Annotated in this window: 20 protein-coding genes; 15 read left to right on the top strand and 5 right to left on the bottom strand. The window is 35.5% G+C overall.

Annotation, left to right across the window (positions count from 1 at the left end):
- Positions 1 to 369 precede the first annotated feature (369 nt).
- On the top strand, positions 370 to 1,266 hold the full coding sequence (locus RTX21_RS15405) for a helix-turn-helix transcriptional regulator (protein ID WP_312768960.1): 897 nt from the start codon (positions 370 to 372) through the stop codon (positions 1,264 to 1,266).
- Positions 1,267 to 1,345: 79 nt separating this feature from the next.
- Here RTX21_RS15405 and RTX21_RS15400 read toward each other — a convergent pair whose 3' ends face one another.
- Positions 1,346 to 1,732, bottom strand: coding sequence for a helix-turn-helix domain-containing protein (locus RTX21_RS15400; RefSeq protein WP_312768958.1), 387 nt, complete (start codon positions 1,730 to 1,732; stop codon positions 1,346 to 1,348).
- Between the two features lie 117 nt (positions 1,733 to 1,849).
- Here RTX21_RS15400 and RTX21_RS15395 point away from each other — a divergent pair, with 117 nt between their 5' ends.
- A complete protein-coding gene (locus RTX21_RS15395) occupies positions 1,850 to 2,452 on the top strand; it encodes an FMN-dependent NADH-azoreductase (RefSeq protein WP_312768956.1) in 603 nt (200 codons plus the stop codon).
- Between the two features lie 138 nt (positions 2,453 to 2,590).
- Here RTX21_RS15395 and RTX21_RS15390 read toward each other — a convergent pair whose 3' ends face one another.
- Entirely contained in the window at positions 2,591 to 3,928 is a 1,338-nt protein-coding gene (locus tag RTX21_RS15390; RefSeq protein WP_312768955.1) for a dihydroorotase, read from the bottom strand.
- A gap of 242 nt (positions 3,929 to 4,170) precedes the next feature.
- On the opposite strand from RTX21_RS15390, the gene RTX21_RS15385 reads away from it, so the two are divergent.
- The 9 genes from RTX21_RS15385 to ribA all read left to right on the top strand — a co-directional run bounded on the left by RTX21_RS15385 (position 4,171) and on the right by ribA (position 13,446).
- Positions 4,171 to 6,468 (top strand): GH92 family glycosyl hydrolase, encoded by a 2,298-nt coding sequence (locus tag RTX21_RS15385; RefSeq protein ID WP_312768954.1) that lies wholly within the window; start codon positions 4,171 to 4,173, stop codon positions 6,466 to 6,468.
- Positions 6,469 to 6,524: 56 nt separating this feature from the next.
- Positions 6,525 to 7,982, top strand: a complete 1,458-nt coding sequence (locus RTX21_RS15380; RefSeq protein WP_312768953.1) for an oligosaccharide flippase family protein — start codon at positions 6,525 to 6,527, stop codon at positions 7,980 to 7,982.
- A 52-nt stretch (positions 7,983 to 8,034) separates the two neighbouring features.
- Positions 8,035 to 9,054 (top strand): sugar phosphate nucleotidyltransferase, encoded by a 1,020-nt coding sequence (locus RTX21_RS15375; protein WP_312768952.1) that lies wholly within the window; start codon positions 8,035 to 8,037, stop codon positions 9,052 to 9,054.
- Positions 9,055 to 9,180: 126 nt separating this feature from the next.
- Positions 9,181 to 9,981, top strand: coding sequence for a DUF4292 domain-containing protein (locus tag RTX21_RS15370; RefSeq protein WP_312768951.1), 801 nt, complete (start codon positions 9,181 to 9,183; stop codon positions 9,979 to 9,981).
- A complete protein-coding gene (locus RTX21_RS15365) occupies positions 9,978 to 11,513 on the top strand; it encodes a peptidoglycan DD-metalloendopeptidase family protein (RefSeq protein ID WP_312768949.1) in 1,536 nt (511 codons plus the stop codon). The genes RTX21_RS15370 and RTX21_RS15365 overlap by 4 nt, the downstream gene beginning before the upstream one ends.
- Before the next feature lie 31 nt (positions 11,514 to 11,544).
- Positions 11,545 to 11,751, top strand: coding sequence for a twin-arginine translocase TatA/TatE family subunit (locus RTX21_RS15360; RefSeq protein ID WP_312768948.1), 207 nt, complete (start codon positions 11,545 to 11,547; stop codon positions 11,749 to 11,751).
- Between the two features lie 15 nt (positions 11,752 to 11,766).
- Positions 11,767 to 12,393 (top strand): DUF4254 domain-containing protein, encoded by a 627-nt coding sequence (locus RTX21_RS15355; RefSeq protein ID WP_312768947.1) that lies wholly within the window; start codon positions 11,767 to 11,769, stop codon positions 12,391 to 12,393.
- Entirely contained in the window at positions 12,377 to 12,835 is a 459-nt protein-coding gene (locus RTX21_RS15350; RefSeq protein WP_312768945.1) for a hypothetical protein, read from the top strand. The genes RTX21_RS15355 and RTX21_RS15350 overlap by 17 nt, the downstream gene beginning before the upstream one ends.
- A 14-nt stretch (positions 12,836 to 12,849) precedes the next feature.
- Positions 12,850 to 13,446 (top strand): GTP cyclohydrolase II, encoded by a 597-nt coding sequence (gene ribA, locus RTX21_RS15345; protein ID WP_312768943.1) that lies wholly within the window; start codon positions 12,850 to 12,852, stop codon positions 13,444 to 13,446.
- A 62-nt stretch (positions 13,447 to 13,508) separates the two neighbouring features.
- Here the strand turns inward: ribA and RTX21_RS15340 are convergent, their stop codons facing one another.
- The gene (locus tag RTX21_RS15340) at positions 13,509 to 13,799 is read right to left on the bottom strand and encodes an HU family DNA-binding protein (RefSeq protein WP_027383582.1); all 291 of its coding nucleotides are present in this window, start codon (positions 13,797 to 13,799) and stop codon (positions 13,509 to 13,511) included.
- A 337-nt stretch (positions 13,800 to 14,136) separates the two neighbouring features.
- Here RTX21_RS15340 and panD point away from each other — a divergent pair, with 337 nt between their 5' ends.
- Both panD and RTX21_RS15330 read left to right on the top strand, forming a co-directional pair.
- On the top strand, positions 14,137 to 14,487 hold the full coding sequence (gene panD, locus RTX21_RS15335) for an aspartate 1-decarboxylase (protein WP_312768942.1): 351 nt from the start codon (positions 14,137 to 14,139) through the stop codon (positions 14,485 to 14,487).
- A gap of 4 nt (positions 14,488 to 14,491) precedes the next feature.
- Entirely contained in the window at positions 14,492 to 15,547 is a 1,056-nt protein-coding gene (locus tag RTX21_RS15330) for a lysylphosphatidylglycerol synthase transmembrane domain-containing protein (protein WP_312768982.1), read from the top strand.
- Between the two features lie 34 nt (positions 15,548 to 15,581).
- Here RTX21_RS15330 and RTX21_RS15325 read toward each other — a convergent pair whose 3' ends face one another.
- Positions 15,582 to 16,868 carry a DUF2130 domain-containing protein gene (locus RTX21_RS15325; RefSeq protein WP_312768941.1) on the bottom strand — a complete coding sequence of 429 codons (1,287 nt, stop codon included), beginning with the start codon at positions 16,866 to 16,868 and terminating at the stop codon, positions 15,582 to 15,584.
- 137 nt (positions 16,869 to 17,005) lie between these two features.
- Here RTX21_RS15325 and uvrC point away from each other — a divergent pair, with 137 nt between their 5' ends.
- Both uvrC and RTX21_RS15315 read left to right on the top strand, forming a co-directional pair.
- The gene (gene uvrC, locus RTX21_RS15320) at positions 17,006 to 18,808 is read left to right on the top strand and encodes an excinuclease ABC subunit UvrC (RefSeq protein WP_312768940.1); all 1,803 of its coding nucleotides are present in this window, start codon (positions 17,006 to 17,008) and stop codon (positions 18,806 to 18,808) included.
- A 59-nt stretch (positions 18,809 to 18,867) separates the two neighbouring features.
- Positions 18,868 to 19,434: a DUF2892 domain-containing protein gene (locus RTX21_RS15315; protein WP_312768938.1), complete on the top strand. Its 567-nt coding sequence runs from the start codon at positions 18,868 to 18,870 to the stop codon at positions 19,432 to 19,434.
- A gap of 51 nt (positions 19,435 to 19,485) precedes the next feature.
- Here the strand turns inward: RTX21_RS15315 and RTX21_RS15310 are convergent, their stop codons facing one another.
- On the bottom strand, positions 19,486 to 21,711 hold the full coding sequence (locus RTX21_RS15310; RefSeq protein ID WP_312768936.1) for a C25 family cysteine peptidase: 2,226 nt from the start codon (positions 21,709 to 21,711) through the stop codon (positions 19,486 to 19,488).
- Positions 21,712 to 21,723 lie beyond the last annotated feature (12 nt).

The raw sequence follows: 21,723 nt of genomic DNA, 5'->3' as shown, positions 1-21,723 counted from the left end.
ACGAATACACGAATTTTATTAACCACAAAAGGCACAAAAGTTTTTCTAAATCTTTATTAAGTTTACTTTTAAACTAAAAAAAAGAACATATAAGTTTTTAAAAATCTTTAATTTTTATTCTTTTGAGTGCTTTGATTGTCTAAAATTAGAAAACAAATATCTTTTGTTTCTTTTGTGGTTAAATTAAAACGCAATACGATTGCGCCCCGGCTTGAACGGAGCTCTTTTTGCGGAACAAAGTGGAGCAAAAAAGCGGGAGCCCTTCGACAAGCTCAAGATAAATTACAGACGGATTAAGGCGCCCAAACCTAACAAAGTGGTTCGACGGAGTCAAATAATAATTACCTTTAATATTTAGAATTTCAAATTATGAACACGATAAAATCTATTTCGGCTTTTCACAGGTTGCTTTCGCTTCCGGAACCGAAGCATCCGATGGTGAGTGTTGTGAATCTTTCGGAAAGTGTTTTCATTGAAGATGATGTGTGGAAGGGTTTTGTGAGCCGATATTACTGCGTTGCATTGAAACGGAATGCAACCGGAAAAATAAAATACGGCCAGCAGCATTACGATTATGACAAAGGTGTGCTGAGTTTTACGGCGCCAAATCAGGTACAATATCTGGATTTGAAGACGATGGATTGTGAAAATACGGGTTATCTTTTGATTTTTCACGAGGATTTTCTGCTGAAACATTCTTTAGCGAATACAATTTCGTCGTACGGATTTTTCTCTTACGCTGTGAATGAAGCGTTGCATCTATCTGAAGATGAGGAAAATAACCTGCTTGAAATTCTGAATAAAATTGATAAAGAATGTGAGCATATCGACCAGCATACTCAGGAAATTATTTTGTCGCAAATTGAATTGTTGCTGAATTATTCGAAGCGTTTTTATGAAAGACAATTCATTACCAGAAAAAGTGGAAATCATCAGATTTTGACAAAATTTGAAACTTTTCTAAATCATTATTTTGATAAAGAGTCTTCTGAAAAAGGATTATTGACCGTTCATCAAATTGCCGAAGCGATGAATCTTTCTCCGAATTATTTGAGTGACCTTTTGCGCGTTCACGCCGGACAAAATACTCAGCAACATATCCACGAAAAGTTGATTAGCAAAGCGAAAGAAAAACTTTCTACAACGGAACTATCGGTAAGTGAGATTGCTTATGAACTGGGATTTGAGCATTCGCAATCATTTTCTACGCTTTTCAAAAAGAAAACGAGTTTGTCGCCTTTGGAATTTCGGCAGTCGTTTAATTAAGTATAAATTATTCTCTCGCAGATTGAGCTGATGAAGCAGATTTTTAATTATCTGCGTAATTTGCTGAATCTGCGAGATTTTATTTACTTTCAAAAACATCTTCCCTGATGTTTTTTTTATGCGTTCTGCCCCAATCGGAAAGTGACATAATCACAGTTTTCAGCGTTCTGCTGTAATCTGTGGAAATATATTCTACCACAACCGGCGTTTGCTCGGCGTGCACTACTCTTTTGACGAAACCATTCAGTTCCAAATCTTTCAGTTCGTTAGACAAAACTCTTGCGGAAATTCCGAGAATCAATCTTTGCAATTCGTTGAAACGGATATTTCCCATTTCCTGTAGAACGATGATGATTTTAAGTTTCCATTTTCCTGAAATCACGTATAATGCGTCCTCCACAGCTGCGAGATTTTCGCCACAAGTGATTTTGCAGCCTGCTTTACAAACTTCTACTTCGCTTTCCATAAGATTAAAATTTAAAACTGCTAATAAAAAGGTTACTACTAACCTTTTGTTCACTACTTACTTTTGATAAGCAAATGTACATAATTTTGCTGAAGAAATTTTAATCATTAAAATAAGATGAAAAACATACTTCACATTATTTCAAGTCCGAGAACGAATGGTTCGGCAAGCAGAACATTAGGAAATGCTATTGAGGAAAGATTGCAGGAAGCTTATCCGGAACACTCGATTACGACTTTGGATTTGTTAAAAACGCCATTTCCACATTTGGGCGAAGAACAGGTAGATTCTTGGTTTATTCCGGCAGAGAATAGAACTCCAGAGCAAAATGAAGCGGTAAAACGTTCTGATGATGCGATTGCACAATTACAAGCTTCGGATATTATTGTGATTTCGGTTCCGATTTACAATTTCGGAATTCCGTCTGCCTTGAAAGCATATATCGACCACATTGCCCGTGGCGGAATGACTTTTCGGTATTCTGAAAACGGTTTTGAAGGCTTGGTAAAAAACAAAAAAGCTTATATCGCAGTTGCGAGTGGTTCTGTTTTTTCTGAAGGTGATTATCAGTCTTATGATTTTGTAGTTCCTTATCTGAAAAGTGTTTTAGGCTTTATCGGAGTTACGGATGTGAGTGTTTTCCGAGCAGAAGGTTTGGGTCTTCCGCATCTTCAGGAAACTGCTTTGGAAAAAGGGATTGAGAGTATTGTGATTGCTTGATTTTAATTAATTGTTAGAAGTTTTCTCTAGCAGATTTAGCTGATAAAGCAGATTTGTCAACTTCAACATCTGCGAAATTCGCTAAATCTGCGAGAGATTAAAAACAAGAAGACTGCAAGATTTGCAGTCTTTTCTGATTTATTCTTCAACCTCAAAAAGCAAACGCTCTCCGAATTTTTCTTCATTGATTTTTCCATTCTCATAAACCGGATTTCCGTTGACAAAAGTGTGGGTTACTTTAGAATGAAATTCTGTTCCTTCCAACGGACTCCAACCACATTTGTAAAGAATGTTTTCTTTCTCAACTGTCCAGTTTTGATTTAAATCAACCAAAACCAAATCCGCTTTGTAACCTTCTCGGATGAAACCTCTTTTTTCAATTCTGAATAAAATTGCAGGATTGTGCGCCATTTTTTCAACTATTCTTTCCAAAGAAATTTTCCCGTTCTTATAATTTTCAAGCATCACAACCAAAGAATGCTGAACCAAAGGCGCTCCGGAAGGACATTTCGTATAAACATTCTGTTTTTCCTCCCAAGTGTGAGGAGCGTGGTCGGTTGCAATCACATCGATTCTGTCATCCAAAAGTGCTTCCCAAAGTCCGTCTTTATTTTTTTGCGTTTTTACGGCAGGATTCCATTTGATTAAACCGCCTTTCGTGTCGTAATCTTCGTTGGTAAAAGTCAAATGATGAACGCAGACTTCCGCCGTAATTTTTTTGTCTTTTAATGGAATATCATTTCTAAAAAGTTCCGTTTCAATCGCTGTTGACAAATGGAAAACGTGAAGTCTCGCCCCAGTTTTTTTCGCCAACTCCACCGCTTTTGAAGACGATTTATAACAAGCTTCTTCGCTTCTGATTAAATGGTGGAATTTCACCGGAATATCTTCACCATATTCATCTAAATATTTCTGAGTATTTTCTCTAATCGTCGCTTCATCTTCGCAATGAACGGCAATCAGCATTTTGGTATTGCTGAAAATATTTTCTAAGGTTTCAGGATTGTCAACCAACATATTTCCTGTTGATGAACCTAAAAATAATTTGATTCCCGGGACATTCCTAGGGTTTGTTTTTAAAACTTCATCGAGATTGTCATTCGTACCGCCCATCATAAAACCGTAATTGGCGAAAGATTTTTGAGAAGCGATTTCATATTTATCCGACAATAATTCCTGTGTTACGGCGTTGGGGACTGTATTCGGCTGTTCGATAAAACTTGTGGTTCCACCTGCGATTGCAGAACGTGATTCCGTTTCGATGTCACCTTTCCACGTCAAACCCGGCTCACGAAAATGTACCTGGTCATCGATAACTCCGGGCAACAAATATTTTCCCGAAGCATCAATAGTTTGGTCAGCTTCTTCAGAAATATTGGGTTCTATTTTGGAAATCAAATCGTTTTCGATGAGAATATCGCTTTGAATAATCTTTCCTTCATTGACGATTTGGGCATTTTTTATTAGGATTTTCATTTTACTTCCATATATAGAAGCAAAATTAAGTTTTTGAAAACGATTACTCAAGTTTTTGGTTTGTTAGTATTGTAGTTTAATAATAAAGTTTCAAAAATAATTTTGATAAAGAACAATTTAGTCTGAACAAATCAAAGATTTTCATCTTACGTGAACTTCATTTTAATTTATAATTTTCTTATTCTTAAGTGACTTAAGTGTTTGAAATTTTATTTGATTAAATTGCTTCAAAATTCCAAAGAATGTTTCCAAGAAAATTCATTTTAATTCTGCCTGTTTTATTAGCTTCATTATTCAGTTCTCAGAAATTAGAAAACTTAGTCAAGTTCGTCAATCCAATTATCGGAACTGAAAAAATGGGACACACGTTTCCTGGTGCGACTGTTCCTTTTGGAGCTGTTCAATTGAGTCCTGAAACCGACACTTTGTCCTACGAAGTCAAAGGAAAATACAATCCTGATGTTTATAAATATTGCGCCGGTTATCGTTATGAAGACAAAACGATTGTCGGATTTTCGCACACGCATTTCAGCGGAACTGGACATTCGGATTTGGGAGATTTTTTGATAATGCCGACAGTCGGAAAATTAAAATTAAATCCTGGAACTGCACAAAATCCAGAAAGTGGATTCCGTTCCAAATTTTCTCACCAGAATGAAAAAGCAGAAGCTGGGTATTATAGAGTTAAACTCGATGATTCTAATATTTTAGCTGAATTAACGGCAACAACAAGAGTCGGATTTCATCAATACACATTTCCAAAATCTGATGATGCGCATATTATTTTGGATTTGATGTCGGGCATTTATAATTATGACGACAAAAATATTTGGACTTATGTGAGAATTGAAAACGACCACCGAATCACTGGTTACAGACAAACCAACGGCTGGGCGAGAACGAGAACGGTTTATTTTGCGATGGAATTTTCCAAGCCTTTCAAATCTTATGGTCAGAAAAATTTTGACACCAAACAGGCTTACCGAGGTTTTTGGAGAAAATGGAATCAGGATGAAAATTTCCCTGAGATTGCAGGAAAGAAAATCAGAATGCATTTTGATTTCGACACTCAGGAAAATGAAAAAATTAAAATCAAATTTGCGATTTCGCCTGTTAGTCAAGCCAATGCTTTGGAGAATTTACAAAAAGAAACTCCTGATTGGAATTTTGAAAATGTAAAAAATCAGGCTCAAAATCATTGGAACAAAGAGCTTAATAAAATTGTTATCAATACAATTTCCGAAGATGACAAAGTGAATTTTTACACGGCGATGTATCACACTTTCATCAATCCGACAACTTATATGGATAGCAATGGAGAATATAAAGGTCTCGACCAAAATGTTCATCAGGCCAAAGATTTTACGAATTATACGACGTTTTCACTTTGGGATACTTATCGTGCTTTGCATCCGTTTTTCAATATTATTCAGCCAAAACGGAACAATGATATGGTAAAATCGATGATGGCGCATTATGACCAATTCAGTTTGAAAATGTTGCCGGTTTGGTCGCATTATGCCAATGAAAACTGGTGTATGAGTGGTTATCATTCGGTTTCTTTGATTGCGGATGCGATTGTCAAAGGCACTTACACCGGAAATCCGGAGGAAGCTTTGAAGGCTTGTATCGCGACTTCCAATAAAAGAAATTACGAAAGTATCGGCGAATATATCGACAAAGGTTACATCTCTGCGGAGAAAAATGGAACATCGGTTTCCAATACTTTGGAATACGCTTACGACGATTGGGCCATCGCACAAATCGCTAAGAAATTAGGCAAAAACGATATATATAATGAATATCTGAAACGTTCCGAAAACTGGAAAAATGTCTTCGATAAATCAATTGGTTTTATGAGACCTAGATTATCTGACGGCAGTTTCAAAAAAGAATTTGATTTGATGAGCACGCACGGACAAGGTTTTATCGAAGGTAATTCTTGGAATTACAGTTTCTTCGTTCCTCACAATCCGGATGGTTTGATTGATGCAATGGGCGGAAAAAAGAAATTCGGAGACAATCTTGACCAATTGTTCACAATGCATTTGCCTGATGAATTTTTTGCCGATACAGAAGACATTACTAGAGAAGGAATCATCGGTGGTTATGTTCACGGAAACGAACCGGCGCATCACGTCGCTTATCTTTATAATTTTGCAGGACAACCTTGGAAAACTCAGGCTCAAATCCGAAAAATCCTAACAATGCAATACAAAGCAAAACCTGACGGATTGGGAGGAAATGATGATTGCGGACAAATGAGTGCTTGGTATATTTTCAGCAGTTTAGGATTCTATCCTGTTTCGCCAGGTTCTGATGAATATCAAATTGGAAGTCCAAGTGTGAAGAATGCGACATTGAATCTTGAAAACGGAAAATCATTTGAAATCGAAGCTAAAAACCAGTCTGATAAAAATGTTTACATCGATAAAATTGAACTGAATGGAAAAACTATCAAAGATTTCACGATCAAACATCAGGATATTATGAATGGTGGAAAACTGACTTTCTATATGACCAACAAACCGAAGAAATAAAATTGGATTTTGACAGAATCAATTAATTTTGCAAAAATTTTCGAACTGAAATCAAAATGAAGAAACTTCTCGGACAAACCGCTCTTTATGGATTAACGACTGTGATTATCAGACTTTTCCCATTCGTTATCAACCCAATTATTACGAGAACTTTTGGACCTACAGCATATTCTCCTTTCGCCGATTTTTATTCTGTAGCCGGTGTAATTGCTGTGCTTTTGACACACGGAATGGAAACGACTTTCTTTCGTTTTGCTCTGGATGAAAAAGATGACAGAAAACTGATTTCGACTTCATTTTTCAGTGTTTTGGCAGTGACTTTAGTTTATTTAATTTTCACATTATTTTATAGACAGCCATTGGCAGATGCTTTCAAAACTCCAGACCAAGTTGACTTATTGGCAATCTTAACAGTTACTTTAGCTTTAGATGCTTTTTGTGCAATGCCTTTTGTAATGCTGAGGAAAAATGAAAGACCTTTGAAATATGCAGGAATCAGAATCACAAATGGCATTATCAATTTCCTTTTAGTTGTATTTTTCATTATCATCCTTCCAAAATATCCAGATGGACTTTTCGGTTTAAAATATAGTCCGGAGTTTGGAATCGGTTATGTTTTTGTAGCGAATTTGGTTGCAAGTGCAATTACTTTTCTAATGTTATCGCAGGAATTATTAATCGCAAGAATAAAACATTTCTCTTGGGAACTTTGGAAAAAGATGATAAAATATTCATGGCCGATTACCATTGCAGGTTTGGCTGGAATTATCAACGAAACCTTTGACAGACAGTTTCTTAAATTTTTATTGCCGGAAGACATCGCACGTCATGAATTAGGTGTTTACGGCGGCGTCGCGAAGGTTGTAACTTTTGTTATTTTGTTCAGACAAGCTTATTCATTGGGAATTGAACCTTTCTTTTTCAGTAATTCTAAGAAAGACAATGCAAAGGAAATGTATGTGAAACTGATGGATATTTTCATTGCTATCAATTGCCTTATTGTTTTGTTTTTATCTGTAAATCTAGATTGGATTGCGAAAGTTTACATCAATAATCCGGAATATTATGAAGGCATTAGAATCCTTCCGATTTTATTCTTCGCCAGTTTATTTTTGGGAATTTATCTCAACCTTTCAATCTGGTATAAATTGACGGACAAAACAATTATTGGAGCTTACATTTCCGGAATTGGCGTTTTGATAACCATAATCATTAATTTTTATTTTATTCCGAAATATGGTTATTGGGCATCAACTTGGGCAACGATTGCCAGTTATTTTGCTATGATGATCATATCCTATGTTTGGGGTCACTACAAATATCCTGTACCTTACAATATTTACAAGAACCTGATCGTCATTCTTATCACAATGCTGGCATCACTGGTGTGTTATCAATATTTAAAAGAAAACATTTGGTTGGGTAATGTTATATTTATACTTTTGGCAACAATTTTATTAAGAAAGGAGAAACTGGTCCCTCAGAAACTCCTTAATAAAATAGGAATAAAATAACACTCAAACTATCTATTAATCAATTAATAGCAAAAAAATCAACAACAAATTTATGAAGATAATAGTTCCTATGGCGGGTCGTGGTTCGAGACTAAGACCACATACACTGACAGTACCAAAGCCACTCATCCCAATTGCCGGAAAACCAATCGTACAGAGACTGGTAGAAGACATTGCAAAAGTAGCTAATGAACCTATAGAAGAAATCGCTTTCATTATTGGCGATTTTGGACCAGAAGTAGAAGCGTCATTGATAAAAGTAGCTGAAAATCTTGGAGCAAAAGGAAGTATTTATACACAGAATGAACCTTTGGGAACGGCTCACGCAATAAACTGTGCAAGAGAAAGCATGAGTGGACCGGTAATTATTGCATTTGCAGACACATTATTCCGCGCAGATTTTCATCTTGACACCAATGCTGACGGTGTGATCTGGGTAAAAAAAGTAGAAGACCCATCTGCTTTCGGTGTTGTGAAATTGGATGATTATGGATTCATCACAGATTTTGTAGAAAAGCCAAAAGAATTTGTTTCCGACCTTGCAATTATTGGAATCTATTATTTCAATTCCGCCGAGAAATTAATGGCAGAAATCGACTATATAATGGACAATGACATTACTGAAGGTGGAGAATATCAATTAACGACAGCTTTGGAGAACCTTCGAGCAAAAGGCGCCAAATTCTCTCTTGGGAAAGTGGATGACTGGATGGACTGCGGAAATAAAAATGCAACAGTTGAAACCAATAGCAAAATTCTGGAATACGAGAAAGAATGCATGTCAAAATATCCAGACTCTGCCGTTATCGAAAACTGTATGATCATACCGCCTTGTTTCATTGGTGAAAATGTGAAATTGACCAATTCCAGAATAGGACCCAATGTTTCTATTGGAAAAAACACGGTTGTTATCAATTCCAATATCGATAATTCTCTGATACAGGAAAATACGATTATCGACCATGGAAATCTGAGCAATTCTATGATTGGAAATTCTGCAAAATATTTCGGCGTAGCGAGAGAGATCTCCTTGGGAGATTATTCTGTTCTTGATTTCCTTTCAAAAGATTAAATTTGATTTAATAACATATTAGCTTTGTCAAGGTTTCGAATTTTGACAAAGTTTTTTTTAGATACCAATCTGAAAATATAAGCCCTTTTTTGGCGTTAATATTGTTACCTTACCCTAAAAGAATTTATGAAACCATATATTTTAACCATATTTTCGGCATTGTTAATAACCTCTTGCAGTGTTCAGAAAAAACAAACGGAAAACCTTCCCGTAAGTACAACAAAACCAATTGAAAACAATGCTCAATTTTTCTCTGCAATCGGAAAAAAGTCCACTTTTGATGCTGTTAAAATCAATAGTAAAATTGATGCAAGAACAGGCTCTTTCATTCCGACGCTTGATGCAGTGATCTATGTTGAAAACGGACAAAAGATCTGGATGAATTTAACCGCAGTCATTCTTCAAGCGGCCAGAGGTGTGGCAACTCCCGAAGGTGTGAAAGGCTATTACAAATTGGACAAAACATACATCGATTCTGATTTCGGTTATCTGAACAAACTCCTGAATGTTAATTTCATCGATTATAATTCATTACAAAATCTACTTTTAGGGAAAACCTTTCTCCCGGTTTCAGATGAGAATTATAAATTAACCCAAAATGTTCAAGGCTTCAATCTATCTTCAAAAGAGATTCAAAAAATCACAGAAAACGGGAAAACCACAGAATATAATATTTCTCTGGATTATGATAAAGATCTTAATCTAAATCATGTTTTATTAACTAATATAAGAAACAATGACCAGCTGGAAATAACTTATTCTAACAGAGAAATCCTCAATAATGAAAGCTTTCCGAAAAGTGTTAAAATAATTATAAAAGCAAACAAAACAGACGAAATATTACTAGAAAATACGAAATTTGACTTTTCCCGAATGGAAACTACTTATTCCGTTCCTGCCAATTACAAAAAGACAGAGATCAAATGATTAAGAAATTAAGCTTACTTATAAGTATCATCCTTTTCGGAAGTGCGTTTGGACAAAAAGACAAAGAGGTTTTGCAAAAACAAAATGCGGACCTGAAGAAACAGATTTCTTCCCTTAATGCTACATTAAATCAGACCAAGCAAGAATCCAAACTTTCCATATCCTATCTCAATGCTGTAAACCAAAAACTTACCCTTCGGGAAAAAGTCTATAATAATACTCAAAAAGAAAAGAGATTCATTGAGGACGACATATACAAACGTCAATTAGAGATCAATAAAAACAACCGTGAATTGGAAGTTCTCAGAAAAAACTATGCTGAGATCCTTGTAAAAGCCTACAAAACAAAAGGTGTTCAAAACAAAGTTACTTTCATACTATCTTCCAGAAATATGGGAGAAGCTCTTAGCAGGATAGAATATCTTAAAAGATACTCTGAATACCAAGACAAAAAAGCTGCGGAGATATCCAATAAAGCGAATGAAATAAAGAAGAACATTGCTTTGAAGAAAAAATCAGTTTCTGAAAAGGAAAATCTTTTGCTCTCTCAGAAAAAAGACCTTGCCACCATAGAGATAGAAAGAAAACAAAAGCAGGATCTCTTAAATGAATTCAAAAAGAACGAAGCCAAACTAACCGCAGAAATAAAGCAGAAACAAGTACAATCAAAAGATCTTGAGCGCCAGATCAGAAATATTATTGCCGAAGAGATTAGACTTGCAAAAGCGAAAGAGGAAGCGGAAAGAAAAGCTGAAGCGGAAAGAAAAAGATTGGCCGACATAGCTGCTAAAAAAGAGAAAGAAAGAATAGAGGCAGAAAATAGAAAAAAACTGGCCGATGCTGAAGCGGAAAGAAAAAGAGCTGAAGCCGAACTGAAAAAGGCAAATGACCTGGCCGCTAAAAAACTTGAAGAAGAAAAAAAATTAGCTGAGACCAATAAAGCGGCAGAAAGAAAAGCGGCGGCAGAAAAAGCAACCAGAGAAGCTGCGGAAAGGGCAAAACTTGCAAATGACAAAGTTGTTGCCGCAAAAGCCAATGAAGCGGCAATCAACAAGAAGAATGAAGATGCCAAAGATGAAGCTGAGAAAAAGGTTATGAAAAGCTATGGCGTTGGATCCACAGTCGGTAGTAATTTTGCAGACAATAAAGGCAGAATATCATTTCCTGTAGAAAAAGGAAGCGTTACCCACCGTTTCGGACGCCAGCCACATCCTATCTTTAAAAATATTGTTGAAGATAACATTGGAATAAAAATCGCTGTTGCCCCAGGAACAAAAGCACGATGTGTTTTTCCCGGCGTGGTATCAAGCATACAAGCTATCAATGGTAGCCGTACAGTGGTAGTGAAACATGGTAATTATTTCACTGTTTATTCTAATTTGGCCACAACATTGGTGAAAGCTAATCAGCAAGTCTCTGCAGGAACGCTTATTGGTGAAGTTGGCAGTGATTTTGATGAATCTATCACCCTGGATTTCCAGATTTGGAGTGGCGAAAATCCAGTAGATCCTTTAGGATGGGTTTCGTATTAAAAAATACTTTAACTTTACAGAAAATTTTAAAATGACAATATCCACAGTTATATTAAGCTTATCTTGGCAGCACATTCTGATTGTTGCTTTGATATTACTTTTATTATTCGGAGGCAAAAAAATCCCTGAATTAATGAAAGGTCTAGGCTCAGGCATCAAGGAATTCAAAGATGCCGTGAAAGATGAGGACAAGAAAAATAATGATTCTTCTACTCCAACAAACAACAATCCTTCTTAATAAATCGAAGTATTAATGAGTTTGACAGAAAAAGCATGGGAGATCTTTAACCAATCTGTTAACGATTATCACATTACAGACAACGTAGATTCAACAGAAAACAATCCATTCCAAGCTAACAGTTTGGAATGGATTTTGTATTCAAAAAACTGGATTGACACCGTTCAATGGCATTTGGAAGATATTATCCGAGAAGAAGATATCAACCCGGTAGAGGCTTTAAAAATAAAAAGGAGAATTGATAAACTTAATCAAAAAAGAACCGACCTCGTAGAACAGATCGATTTTTGGTTCTATAAAAATTTTGAGACTATCACTCCAAATCCCGATGCTAGAATCAATAGCGAAACTCCAGCTTGGTGCATAGATAGATTCTCTATTTTATCTCTGAAGATTTATCATATGTCTATAGAAGCTTCTCGTGAAGACGCTTCTGAAGAGCATAAATTACAATGTTCACAAAAATTACAGATCCTTCTGGAACAACACAAAGATCTGTCAACAGCAATAGATCAGCTACTTGATGATATAGAGAACGGCAAAGTTAAGATGAAACTTTATAAACAAATGAAGATGTATAATGATGAAAGTCTTAACCCTATCCTGTATCAAAAAATGCAGAAAAATGAAAAGTTTCAGTAAACTTTTAGCAATATTAGTAATAATTACGGTTATAGGCTCTTGCTCTACAAGTTCGGCAGCATCAGATGAGTTACATTCTGGTGCTGTTTCAGATACTTACGCTTACCTTTCTCCTGAAGCTATTGTTTACGCCTCTTCCATTTCCAATTTGATTGCAACATTTCCAAAATTCAGGAATGATGCGGTAAACAGAGAGGTTTCTTCTTTAAAAGTTTCACTTTCAGATTATTTGGGTGCAGTTCGAGACTTCAATCCATCTTCAAAGCACAAATCTCTGGCAGATTTTGAAAAATATTACAAAAAAATTCAGAAGTTAAGAAAGTTCCTGATAAAGGATGATGACGAAGTTCTGAATAGATATATGGTAAAGATCAAGACCAATATCAATCTCTTAGAAGCGTCTCAATCAAAAATTGAAGAGACTTCTATGTCTTCCAATTAACACTTATTGATTTAATGTTACAATTACAAGCAGAATCGAATGTTCCCACAGACTTTGGGGAGTTCAGAATGATGGCTTTTTCTGAAAATGAAAAAGATTGGATGCCCCATATGGCTCTGATTGCTAAAAATACGGATTTGAGTAAACCAGTTAATGTGAGAATCCATTCAGAATGTATAACAGGTGAAGTTTTTCATTCCCAGAAATGCGAATGCGGGCAGCAACTGAATTCTGCAATGAAATATATGCAGGAAAACGGGGGATTGATCATCTACCTCAGACAAGAAGGCAGGAATATTGGCATCATCAATAAACTAAAAGCATATGCACTGCAAGAAAAAGGTCTCGATACTGTACAGGCAAATTTAGAATTGGGACTACCTGCAGATGACAGAGATTTTGGTATCGCAATAGAAATGTTAGAGAAACTGAATGTAAAATCTCTAAATCTAATGACCAACAATCCGGAAAAGATCCAGATCATTAAAAATAGTAATATTAAATTCAATTCCCGAATTCCTCTACAGATCAAGTCTAATGATGCAAGCGCATCTTATCTTAAGACAAAAAAGGACTTTTTCGGACATCTTTTAGATGATGAAAATACCTAAACCATAAAAATAAAAAAAACCGTCGATCGACGGTTTTTTTTATTTGATAATTATCAAATAAATTATTTTTTCTTAGCTCCAGAAACTGCAGTGGCCAAATCAGCTCCAGCTTTGAATTTCGCAACCGTCTTAGCAGCAATTTTGATTGGTTTTTTAGTTGCTGGGTTGATACCTTGTCTTGCAGCTCTTTCAGATACTGAGAAAGTCCCGAATCCTACTAAAGATACTTTACCGTCTTTTTTCTTAAGTGTTTCTGTTACGTTAGCAACAAATGATTCCAAAGCTTTTTTAGCAGCAGCTTTTGTGATTTCTGCATCTTTCGCGATAGCGTCGATTAATTCAGACTTGTTCATAATATTTATTAATTAAAGTTATGTTGTTATAGCAAATATAAGACAATTTTAATATCGTGCAAATATTTTTACAAAATTTAGCGAAGAATATATTATTTATTTTATTATAATGAATTTTTCATAAATCGATTATCAACGAAAACACGACTTTTAAGAGAGTTCAATTACAATAATTCTCCTTTATTTATCAGTAATTATAAGAAATAATCAAAAATCTATCCATATTCATAAATTCATAAATTTAATATGGTTTTCATATTATTTTAAGCAAATATTCAATACAAAATTATACCACTTTAAATTTCCGAATTTATTTATTTAGCGTAAATTTGTATCTATGTTAATCGAAGTTTTTAAATCGAAAATCCACAGAGTCCGTGTCACTGCATCGGACCTTGATTACATTGGGAGTATTACTATTGATGAAGACCTTATAGAAGCAGCTGGCTTGATTGTTGGCGAAAGAGTTTACATTGTGAATGTGAATAACGGCGAACGTTTTGACACTTATGTTATCAAAGGAAAAAGAAAATCGGGGGAAATATGTCTAAACGGACCGGCTGCCAGAAAAGTGCAGAAAAATGACGTCATAATCATCATAGCTTATGCACAGATGACACCTGAAGAAGCCGAAGACTTCCAGCCAAAAATCGTTTTTCCAGACGAAAAAACTAATCTTCTAACATAACAGTATCTTGGAAGATAAGAAGCCATTAGTACTCAAAAACATTCTTACAGTTTTAATTTCTATTGCAATTGCAGGAGTTTTTCTTTGGGTTGCACTTAGAGGATTAGACTTTGACAAAATCAAAAATTCTTTGCAGAAAGCCAATTATCTTTGGGTTTTGTTCGCAGCCATTTTTGGGGTTTCAGCCTACGTTTTTCGGGCTGTAAGATGGAATCTTCTCTTGGGGCCAATGGGTTATAAAATCTCCAACAGCAATTCTCTTTGGTCACTTTCTTTCGGATACCTGATGAATCTTACAATCCCAAGAAGTGGAGAAGTTGCGCGTTCAACTGCACTTTATGGTGTTGAAAAAGTTCCGGTTGACAAATCTTTTGGTACCATTATTCTGGAAAGAGTTGTTGATTTGGTTTGTATGGGAATTTTTGCCTTGATAACTTTAGTGTTCAAATATGACACACTACTATCATTCTATAAATTAGCAGCAGAACAGAAACCAGATGATAAAAAAGAATTAAATTGGTTTGAATTACAATTGACAAAAATTGGAATAACTAATTTAGAACAATTTTATTTTTACTTAAAAGTGTCAATTGTAATTCTTATAATCTTAGCTTTAGTATATCTATTCATTTACAAAAAAGACAAATTAATCAGTTTTGCCAAAGGTGTATTTGAAGGCTTGAAAACCATTTTCAACTTAAAACAAAAAGGAAAATTCATCCTTCTAACTGCAGGGATCTGGGTTTGCTATTTTTTCGCTTCATATTTAGTCTGCTTTTCATTACCCGAAACTTCGAACTTCACACCAGCTGACGGATGTTTCATTTTGGTTGTCGGAACTTTAGGAATGATCATTCCTGCAAGTGGCGGAATTGGAGCTTTTAACCTCGCAATGAAATTTGGTTTCACCGCTTTGTTTATTTCTATGGGAAAAGATGCTGTAGAAGGCGGAGAATTAGGACTCGCCTACTCTTTCATCACATTGCCTTTGCAAATTATTATTATGCTCGTAATGGGCCTAATCTCGATTCCGACGTTGGCGAAGAATAGAAAGATTTAGGTAAACTAAATATCTTAAACCTTTAAATTTGTTTTTATTTTAAATCATCAAACTTAGCCTTCATTGTAGGATTGCCATAAGTCAGTTTTTTGATTGTCAAATCTTCGGCTTTATTGTTGGCAAGGCGAAGATTATTGACTGAAGATAGTAATGCGTCTTTAGTTTTCTGAAGATGGGAAATCGTTTTGTCAATTTCTTCAACCGCAGTTTTGAATTGCCGGCTTGCCAGTTCATAATTTTTCGCAAAGCCTTGTTTGAAACTATCAATTTTCTCCTCAAAATTGGTAATGTCGATATTCTGATTCCTTACCAAAGCGAGTTCTTTCTTATATTTCAAGGAATTCATAGCCGCATTTCTAAGAAGCGTGATGATTGGGATAAAAAACTGTGGACGAACGACATACATCTTTTCGAACCGGTGGGAAACATCGACTATTCCTGTGTTGTAAAACTCATTTTCAGCTTCTAAAAGAGAAACCATCACTGCATATTCGCATTTTTTCTCTGTTCTGTCTTTGTCGAGTTCTCGCAGGAAATCTTCATTCCTTTTCTTAGTAGCCGTCAAATCTGCTTCGTTCTTCATCTCGAACATTATCGAAATAATTTCGTTTCCAGATTCGTCAACTTCTCGGTAGATAAAATCACCTTTACTCCCAGAGCGAGAATCATTATCCTTTTCAAAATAGACATTCTGAAAGGCCGTTGCACGCAATTTATTGAACTCGATCTCGCAATGTTGCTCCAAGGTTTCACCAAGCATTTTTGTAGATAGTCTGGCTTTCATTTCCTTGACACGGTCAATTTCTTCGTCTTTATATTTAATGATAGCATCTTTGGATTTCAGTTTTTCATCAAACTGTTCCTTCAAAGATTTTTCTGAAAGTTCTTTTTCTAAATCTTTATTATTTAACCTATTACGCAATTCCAGCTTTTCATTTTCGAGATTATTTTTCTCTTTCTCGAATTTCTGAACAGCTTCTGAAACCGCCAATTTTTTTTCGTTTTCAGCTTTTTCAATTTTAGACTTCAGTTCCAGAATCTCTTTTTCTTTTTCGGAAATTTTCCCCGTAAACTCCAATTCTTTGGCCGATTTTAATTGAGAAATCTCAGCATCCTTTTTAGACAGCTGTTCTTGCAAATGACTTTTGAATCTTTCTTTGGTCAATTCAATCTCGCTGTTCTTTTCTCGTTCAGCGAGTTTCAAACGCTCTTGCAACTCTTCTTCAAATTGATGATTGCGAACTTGTTTCAGAATCTCCGCAAATCCCGCTTCATCTACTTTAAAGGCTTTTTTACAATTCGGACAAATGATCTCGTTCATAATATTTCGGTTTCTAAAGCAAGGTACAAATTAATAAAGCATTTTAGAAATTAAAATTTGTATCGATCACAAAAATACACTCTACAATTTCTCCAACATTATTAGCTTTAAAGATTCGATTTCGTTAAATTTGTAATGTGAATCCCAATTTAGAACTTCAGCTCAAAACTCTTCCTTCGGAACCTGGCGTTTATCGTTATTATGATAAGAACGATAACCTTTTGTATGTCGGGAAAGCCAAACATCTTAACAAAAGAGTTCTTTCTTATTTCAACAAAAATCAGAATGGTTACCGAACCAGAATAATGGTTTCCAAAATTCACAGGCTGGAAACTACCGTTGTAAACAGTGAATATGATGCGCTTCTTCTGGAAAACAATCTGATAAAGACGCATCAGCCTTTTTACAATGTGATGCTGAAAGATGACAAAACTTATCCGTGGATATGCATCAAGAATGAGGATTTTCCAAGAATTTTTTTGACCAGAACCAAAATTAAAGATGGTTCGGAATATTATGGCCCTTATGCCAAAGTTCGCCCGGCGAGAATCCTTCTCGACACTATTAAAAGTCTTTATAAAATCAGAACCTGCAACCTGAATCTTGCTCCGGCAAAAATCGCTGAAGGCAAATATAAAGTCTGTTTGGAATATCACATCAAAAACTGCAACGGTCCTTGCGAAGACCTAGAATCTAAAGAAGATTATGACGAAAAAGTAGAAGCCATACGAGGCATCATCAAAGGAGATTTCCGTTTTGCAAAAAAATATCTGGAGGAAAGAATGTATCGGTTTGCTGCGAATCTGGAATTCGAGAAAGCACAGATGCTAAAACAGAACATCGAAGCTCTAGATGATTATCAAGCCAAACACACGGTCGTGAATCCAAGTATTGATGACGTTGATGTTTTTGGGATGACGAGTGATGAAACAGCAGCTTATGTGAATTATTTCAAAATAAGAAATGGTTCTATTGTGCAAAGTTTTACAACAGAAATCAAGAAAGTTCTGGAAGAGACGGATGAAGATATTCTGGAGGAAGCCATTGTAGAAATTCGCCAGAAATTTGATTCCAGTTCTAGAGAGATTTTGATTCCGTTTCATTTGGGAATCGAAATCCCGAATGTTAAACTCATCGTTCCAAAAGTCGGCGACAAGAAAAGAATCGTAGAGCTTTCCGAGAAAAATGCAAAGGAGTATCGTGTTGAAAAACTGAAACAAGTTCAAATCGTTGACCCGGAAAGACATACCAACCGAATCATGTCCGAAATGCAGAGAATCCTGAGAATGCCTGTTGAGCCAAGACATATCGAAGGTTTTGACAACTCGAATATCCAGGGAACGAATCCCGTTTCGGCTTGTGTGGTTTTCAAAGACGGGAAACCGAGCAAAGCAGATTACAGAATTTTTCATCCAAAAACAGTGGAAGGTCCGGATGATTTCAAAACAATGGAAGAAGTCGTTTACAGGCGTTACCGAAGATTGATTGACGAAGGTGAACCTTTGCCTCAACTGATTCTGATAGATGGAGGAAAAGGACAATTGTCTTCCGCAGTCAAAAGTTTGAAATTGCTTGGACTTTACGGAAAAATCACAATCATTGGCATTGCAAAACGTCTGGAAGAAATTTATTTTCCGGAAGATTCAATTCCTTTATATATTGATAAAAGAGCAGAGACGCTCAAAGTTCTCCAACGTGTACGAGACGAATCTCACCGTTTCGGCGTGAGACATCACAGAACCAGACGGACTAATTCCACCATCAAATCGGAGCTGGAAGCAATCCCTGGCGTTGGTCCAAAATCTATTGAATTATTATTGAGTAAACTGAAATCAGTCAAAAGAATCAAAGAAGCGGACATCGTGACTTTGGAAGAAATTCTTGGAAAAGCCAAGGCTAGAATTGTCTGGGAGTTTTTTAATTCTTCTGAAAATTCATAACGTCTTAACTATCGGAATTCTTCTTGTTAATTCTTATCTTTGCAACCTAAAATTTAAAAATGAACAAATACATAAAATTTGTAATCGCTGCAATCATTATAGCTCTGGGTGTTTATTTGATGTTCGATCGTAATATCGGTTGGGGAATCGTTTTAGTTGTACTCTCAGCAATTCCTATCGCACTTTTCTTCAAAAACGAAAATATCCTTTTGGCTTTTTGGCAACTCAGAAAACAAAATATGGAAAAAGCTGCAAATTTTTTATCGAATATTACTAATTACAAATCTCAACTACACAAGAGTCAATATGGTTATTTCCACTATTTGCAAGCCTTGACAACAGCACAGGACAATCCTCAAAAAACGGAAGGATTGATGAAAAAAGCTTTGGACTACGGATTGAATATGAAGCACGACAGAGCAATGGCAAAACTGAATCTGGCTGCTGCTGCACTTTCCAAAGGTAGAAAAAATGAAGCTCAGAAACTTTTGGAAGAAGCAAAACAATTGGACTCAGCAGGAATGATGACCGACCAAATAAAGATGATGAAAGACCAGCTGAAGATGCCGACAATGCAGAAACATATGCACAATCCGAATATGAGAAACAGAGGGAAGTTTTTCTAGCTAAATAAAAGGAGCGAAAATAATTCGCTCCTTTTTTATGTCTTAAATTTATTATTCAACAATTAATTTCTCAGAATAAATTTTGTTGTCAATCTCGTATTTCAACAGATAAGTTCCTTTCGGATACTTGGAAACATTGATCTGTAGTTTTTTATCTGACGTATTATTGATGGTTTGCAATAATTTTCCAGTCAAATCATAAAGCAAAACTTTTGTCGGTCTAGCATTTTCCCAAGTCAAGTTGACAATATCTTTCACAGGAATCGGATAAACACTAACACCATTTTTTTTGAAAGTTGCGACACCTAAAGTTTTAACTTCAATCGTTGCCTGATAAGGTTTGAAATTTTGTTTAGTTGCAGTAATCATTAATGATTCTCCATCAACAATTCCGCCCAAATCAAAAACTACACTTCCATCTTTGCTATGAGCAGAACCTATTATAGTTCCATTTTTGGTCAAAGCAACAGCTACATTCTCTTCCTCACAAGAAACAGTTAGCGTTTGTGTAGATGAATCAATCTGATTTGGATGCTGTAGTTCTAAATTTTTGGTCGTATCATATCTGAAAACAACAGATGGATCACCAAAAAGAACCCAGGTTTGCATAACTTCAATAGCAGTTGCGGAAGCATTATAGCTATCCAACATTCCTATTTGTGAGTTATAAAACAATCCTCCAATCGTTTCTTTCTTATTGTTCTCATAAACCTCAGTAAGGATATTCGTCATCTCGTCCTGAGTTTCCATAGGTTCTGCCCAAGCCATAAGAATTGTAGAAGCCGCAGTGGCAATAGAACCAGCCGGAGAATTGTTATAGCTTACCGACATCAGATCTTCCGCAAGACAAGTTTTTCCAACAAAAGTCCCATTATTACATGCCACAGAAACTACAAAAGGATACATTCCATTGTTCTTCAATTGTTTTACATAATTAGAGGTATAATTTCCAGTAACCATCAGATTCAGGTCACCGTGTCCTGTATAATTGAATAATCCTGTTCCGGCATTTATTGCATTATTGATCATTGTCGGTGTTGGTTCACCCGCTGCATCTTCTCCACCTTGTGAACCTTGATAAAACTCGTAAACAGTTTGATAACCATAATCTTTCAATTGAGTTCTAATCTTTCTGAGATGCACATAATCTGCTTCGCCATCATTTCCATAGCCATTCCCTTCGTTAGATCCAATTCCGATGGCATTTTTCATCCAATCTCCGGCAATAGGACTTTTCTCATACTCCAGAATCTTGTCTGTCATAGTTTTAATACCTAGACTATTTCCGGATAGTCTTCCTACGAAAGCTTCCGGATAATAATCATTCGTAAATTGTCCATAATAAGAATCGCTCCAAAGCTGCTCTCCATTATATCCATAAGTATGAGAAGGAACATCACCAGAATCGCCAACTAAAAGGATATAAACCAAATTAGGATTGGTTTGATAAAAATTGGTTATATAATTTTTGATGGCCGTATCCGTAGTTCCTGCAGCTGTAGTATTCACAACCGTTGTTTTGATGCCCTTTTCTCGCTTCCAGTTTACTAAAGAACTTAACTGATTTTCAAAAGCCGGGGCTGTAATAATTAATAAATCTCCCTCTTCTTTTGCAGGAGTATATTTGTTTGAAGTTAAGTGATTAAGATAATGTTTGGAATAAAGATCATTAAAGAAAGTATTATCTGTTTTCTTAGAAATAATTTCATTTGCTCCTTTTTTATCATTCAAAATAACTTCTACTCTTAGATTTTTATAAACTCTAAGCTTGTGTCGAACAGGATTGTACTGATAGGGATAAAGTGAAAATGTAACACCTCTCGTATTTCTAAGAATGTGCGGATTTCCAAATTGAGCCAATTTTCCAGGGAAGAAATCATCTCTTTTATAATTCTCGCCGAAAATATAAGGAATCGTTTCCGGGTCAGTATTTCTTTTTAGATTTCCTTTGGATGGAACAATATCGATGTTGTCGATATCTTCGTAGCTGTCATATACTATTTTGTAATCGAAGTTTCCTTGTTCCGGAAGCTGAATAGATTTGGAGAAATAAGGCATTGCAGGATTTCCTGCTTCGGACATCAGAACCGAATATTGTTTTGAAAAAGTATGATAATTTTTACCATTGATACTTTTATCCGTTTTCGCAAAAGAATCAAGTTCAAAATCAACAGATATAGACTGACTATCAGAATGTATCAATTTAAAATCTTGTGCAAACGAATTCCCAGATAGAAAAGCTAATAGCAAAGAAGAAAATAGTATATTTTTTTTCATAAACTTTATTTT

Origin of the sequence: Epilithonimonas sp. (assembly GCF_032054305.1) — a bacterium.
Taxonomy (GTDB): Bacteria; Bacteroidota; Bacteroidia; order Flavobacteriales; family Weeksellaceae; genus Epilithonimonas.
The sequence above is the reverse complement of the archived record's forward strand: the minus strand, read 5'-3'. Positions and strand labels throughout refer to the sequence as shown.

Bases quoted from the DNA above. Each gene is read 5' to 3' on its own strand.
- RTX21_RS15405 (WP_312768960.1), top strand. From the start codon at position 370: ATGAACACGATAAAATCTATTTCGGCTTTTCACAGGTTGCTTTCGCTT.
- RTX21_RS15400 (WP_312768958.1), bottom strand. From the start codon at position 1,732: ATGGAAAGCGAAGTAGAAGTTTGTAAAGCAGGCTGCAAAATCACTTGT.
- RTX21_RS15395 (WP_312768956.1), top strand. From the start codon at position 1,850: ATGAAAAACATACTTCACATTATTTCAAGTCCGAGAACGAATGGTTCG.
- RTX21_RS15390 (WP_312768955.1), bottom strand. From the start codon at position 3,928: ATGAAAATCCTAATAAAAAATGCCCAAATCGTCAATGAAGGAAAGATT.
- RTX21_RS15385 (WP_312768954.1), top strand. From the start codon at position 4,171: ATGTTTCCAAGAAAATTCATTTTAATTCTGCCTGTTTTATTAGCTTCA.
- RTX21_RS15380 (WP_312768953.1), top strand. From the start codon at position 6,525: ATGAAGAAACTTCTCGGACAAACCGCTCTTTATGGATTAACGACTGTG.
- RTX21_RS15375 (WP_312768952.1), top strand. From the start codon at position 8,035: ATGAAGATAATAGTTCCTATGGCGGGTCGTGGTTCGAGACTAAGACCA.
- RTX21_RS15370 (WP_312768951.1), top strand. From the start codon at position 9,181: ATGAAACCATATATTTTAACCATATTTTCGGCATTGTTAATAACCTCT.
- RTX21_RS15365 (WP_312768949.1), top strand. From the start codon at position 9,978: ATGATTAAGAAATTAAGCTTACTTATAAGTATCATCCTTTTCGGAAGT.
- RTX21_RS15360 (WP_312768948.1), top strand. From the start codon at position 11,545: ATGACAATATCCACAGTTATATTAAGCTTATCTTGGCAGCACATTCTG.
- RTX21_RS15355 (WP_312768947.1), top strand. From the start codon at position 11,767: ATGAGTTTGACAGAAAAAGCATGGGAGATCTTTAACCAATCTGTTAAC.
- RTX21_RS15350 (WP_312768945.1), top strand. From the start codon at position 12,377: ATGAAAAGTTTCAGTAAACTTTTAGCAATATTAGTAATAATTACGGTT.
- ribA (WP_312768943.1), top strand. From the start codon at position 12,850: ATGTTACAATTACAAGCAGAATCGAATGTTCCCACAGACTTTGGGGAG.
- RTX21_RS15340 (WP_027383582.1), bottom strand. From the start codon at position 13,799: ATGAACAAGTCTGAATTAATCGACGCTATCGCGAAAGATGCAGAAATC.
- panD (WP_312768942.1), top strand. From the start codon at position 14,137: ATGTTAATCGAAGTTTTTAAATCGAAAATCCACAGAGTCCGTGTCACT.
- RTX21_RS15325 (WP_312768941.1), bottom strand. From the start codon at position 16,868: ATGAACGAGATCATTTGTCCGAATTGTAAAAAAGCCTTTAAAGTAGAT.
- RTX21_RS15315 (WP_312768938.1), top strand. From the start codon at position 18,868: ATGAACAAATACATAAAATTTGTAATCGCTGCAATCATTATAGCTCTG.
- RTX21_RS15310 (WP_312768936.1), bottom strand. From the start codon at position 21,711: ATGAAAAAAAATATACTATTTTCTTCTTTGCTATTAGCTTTTCTATCT.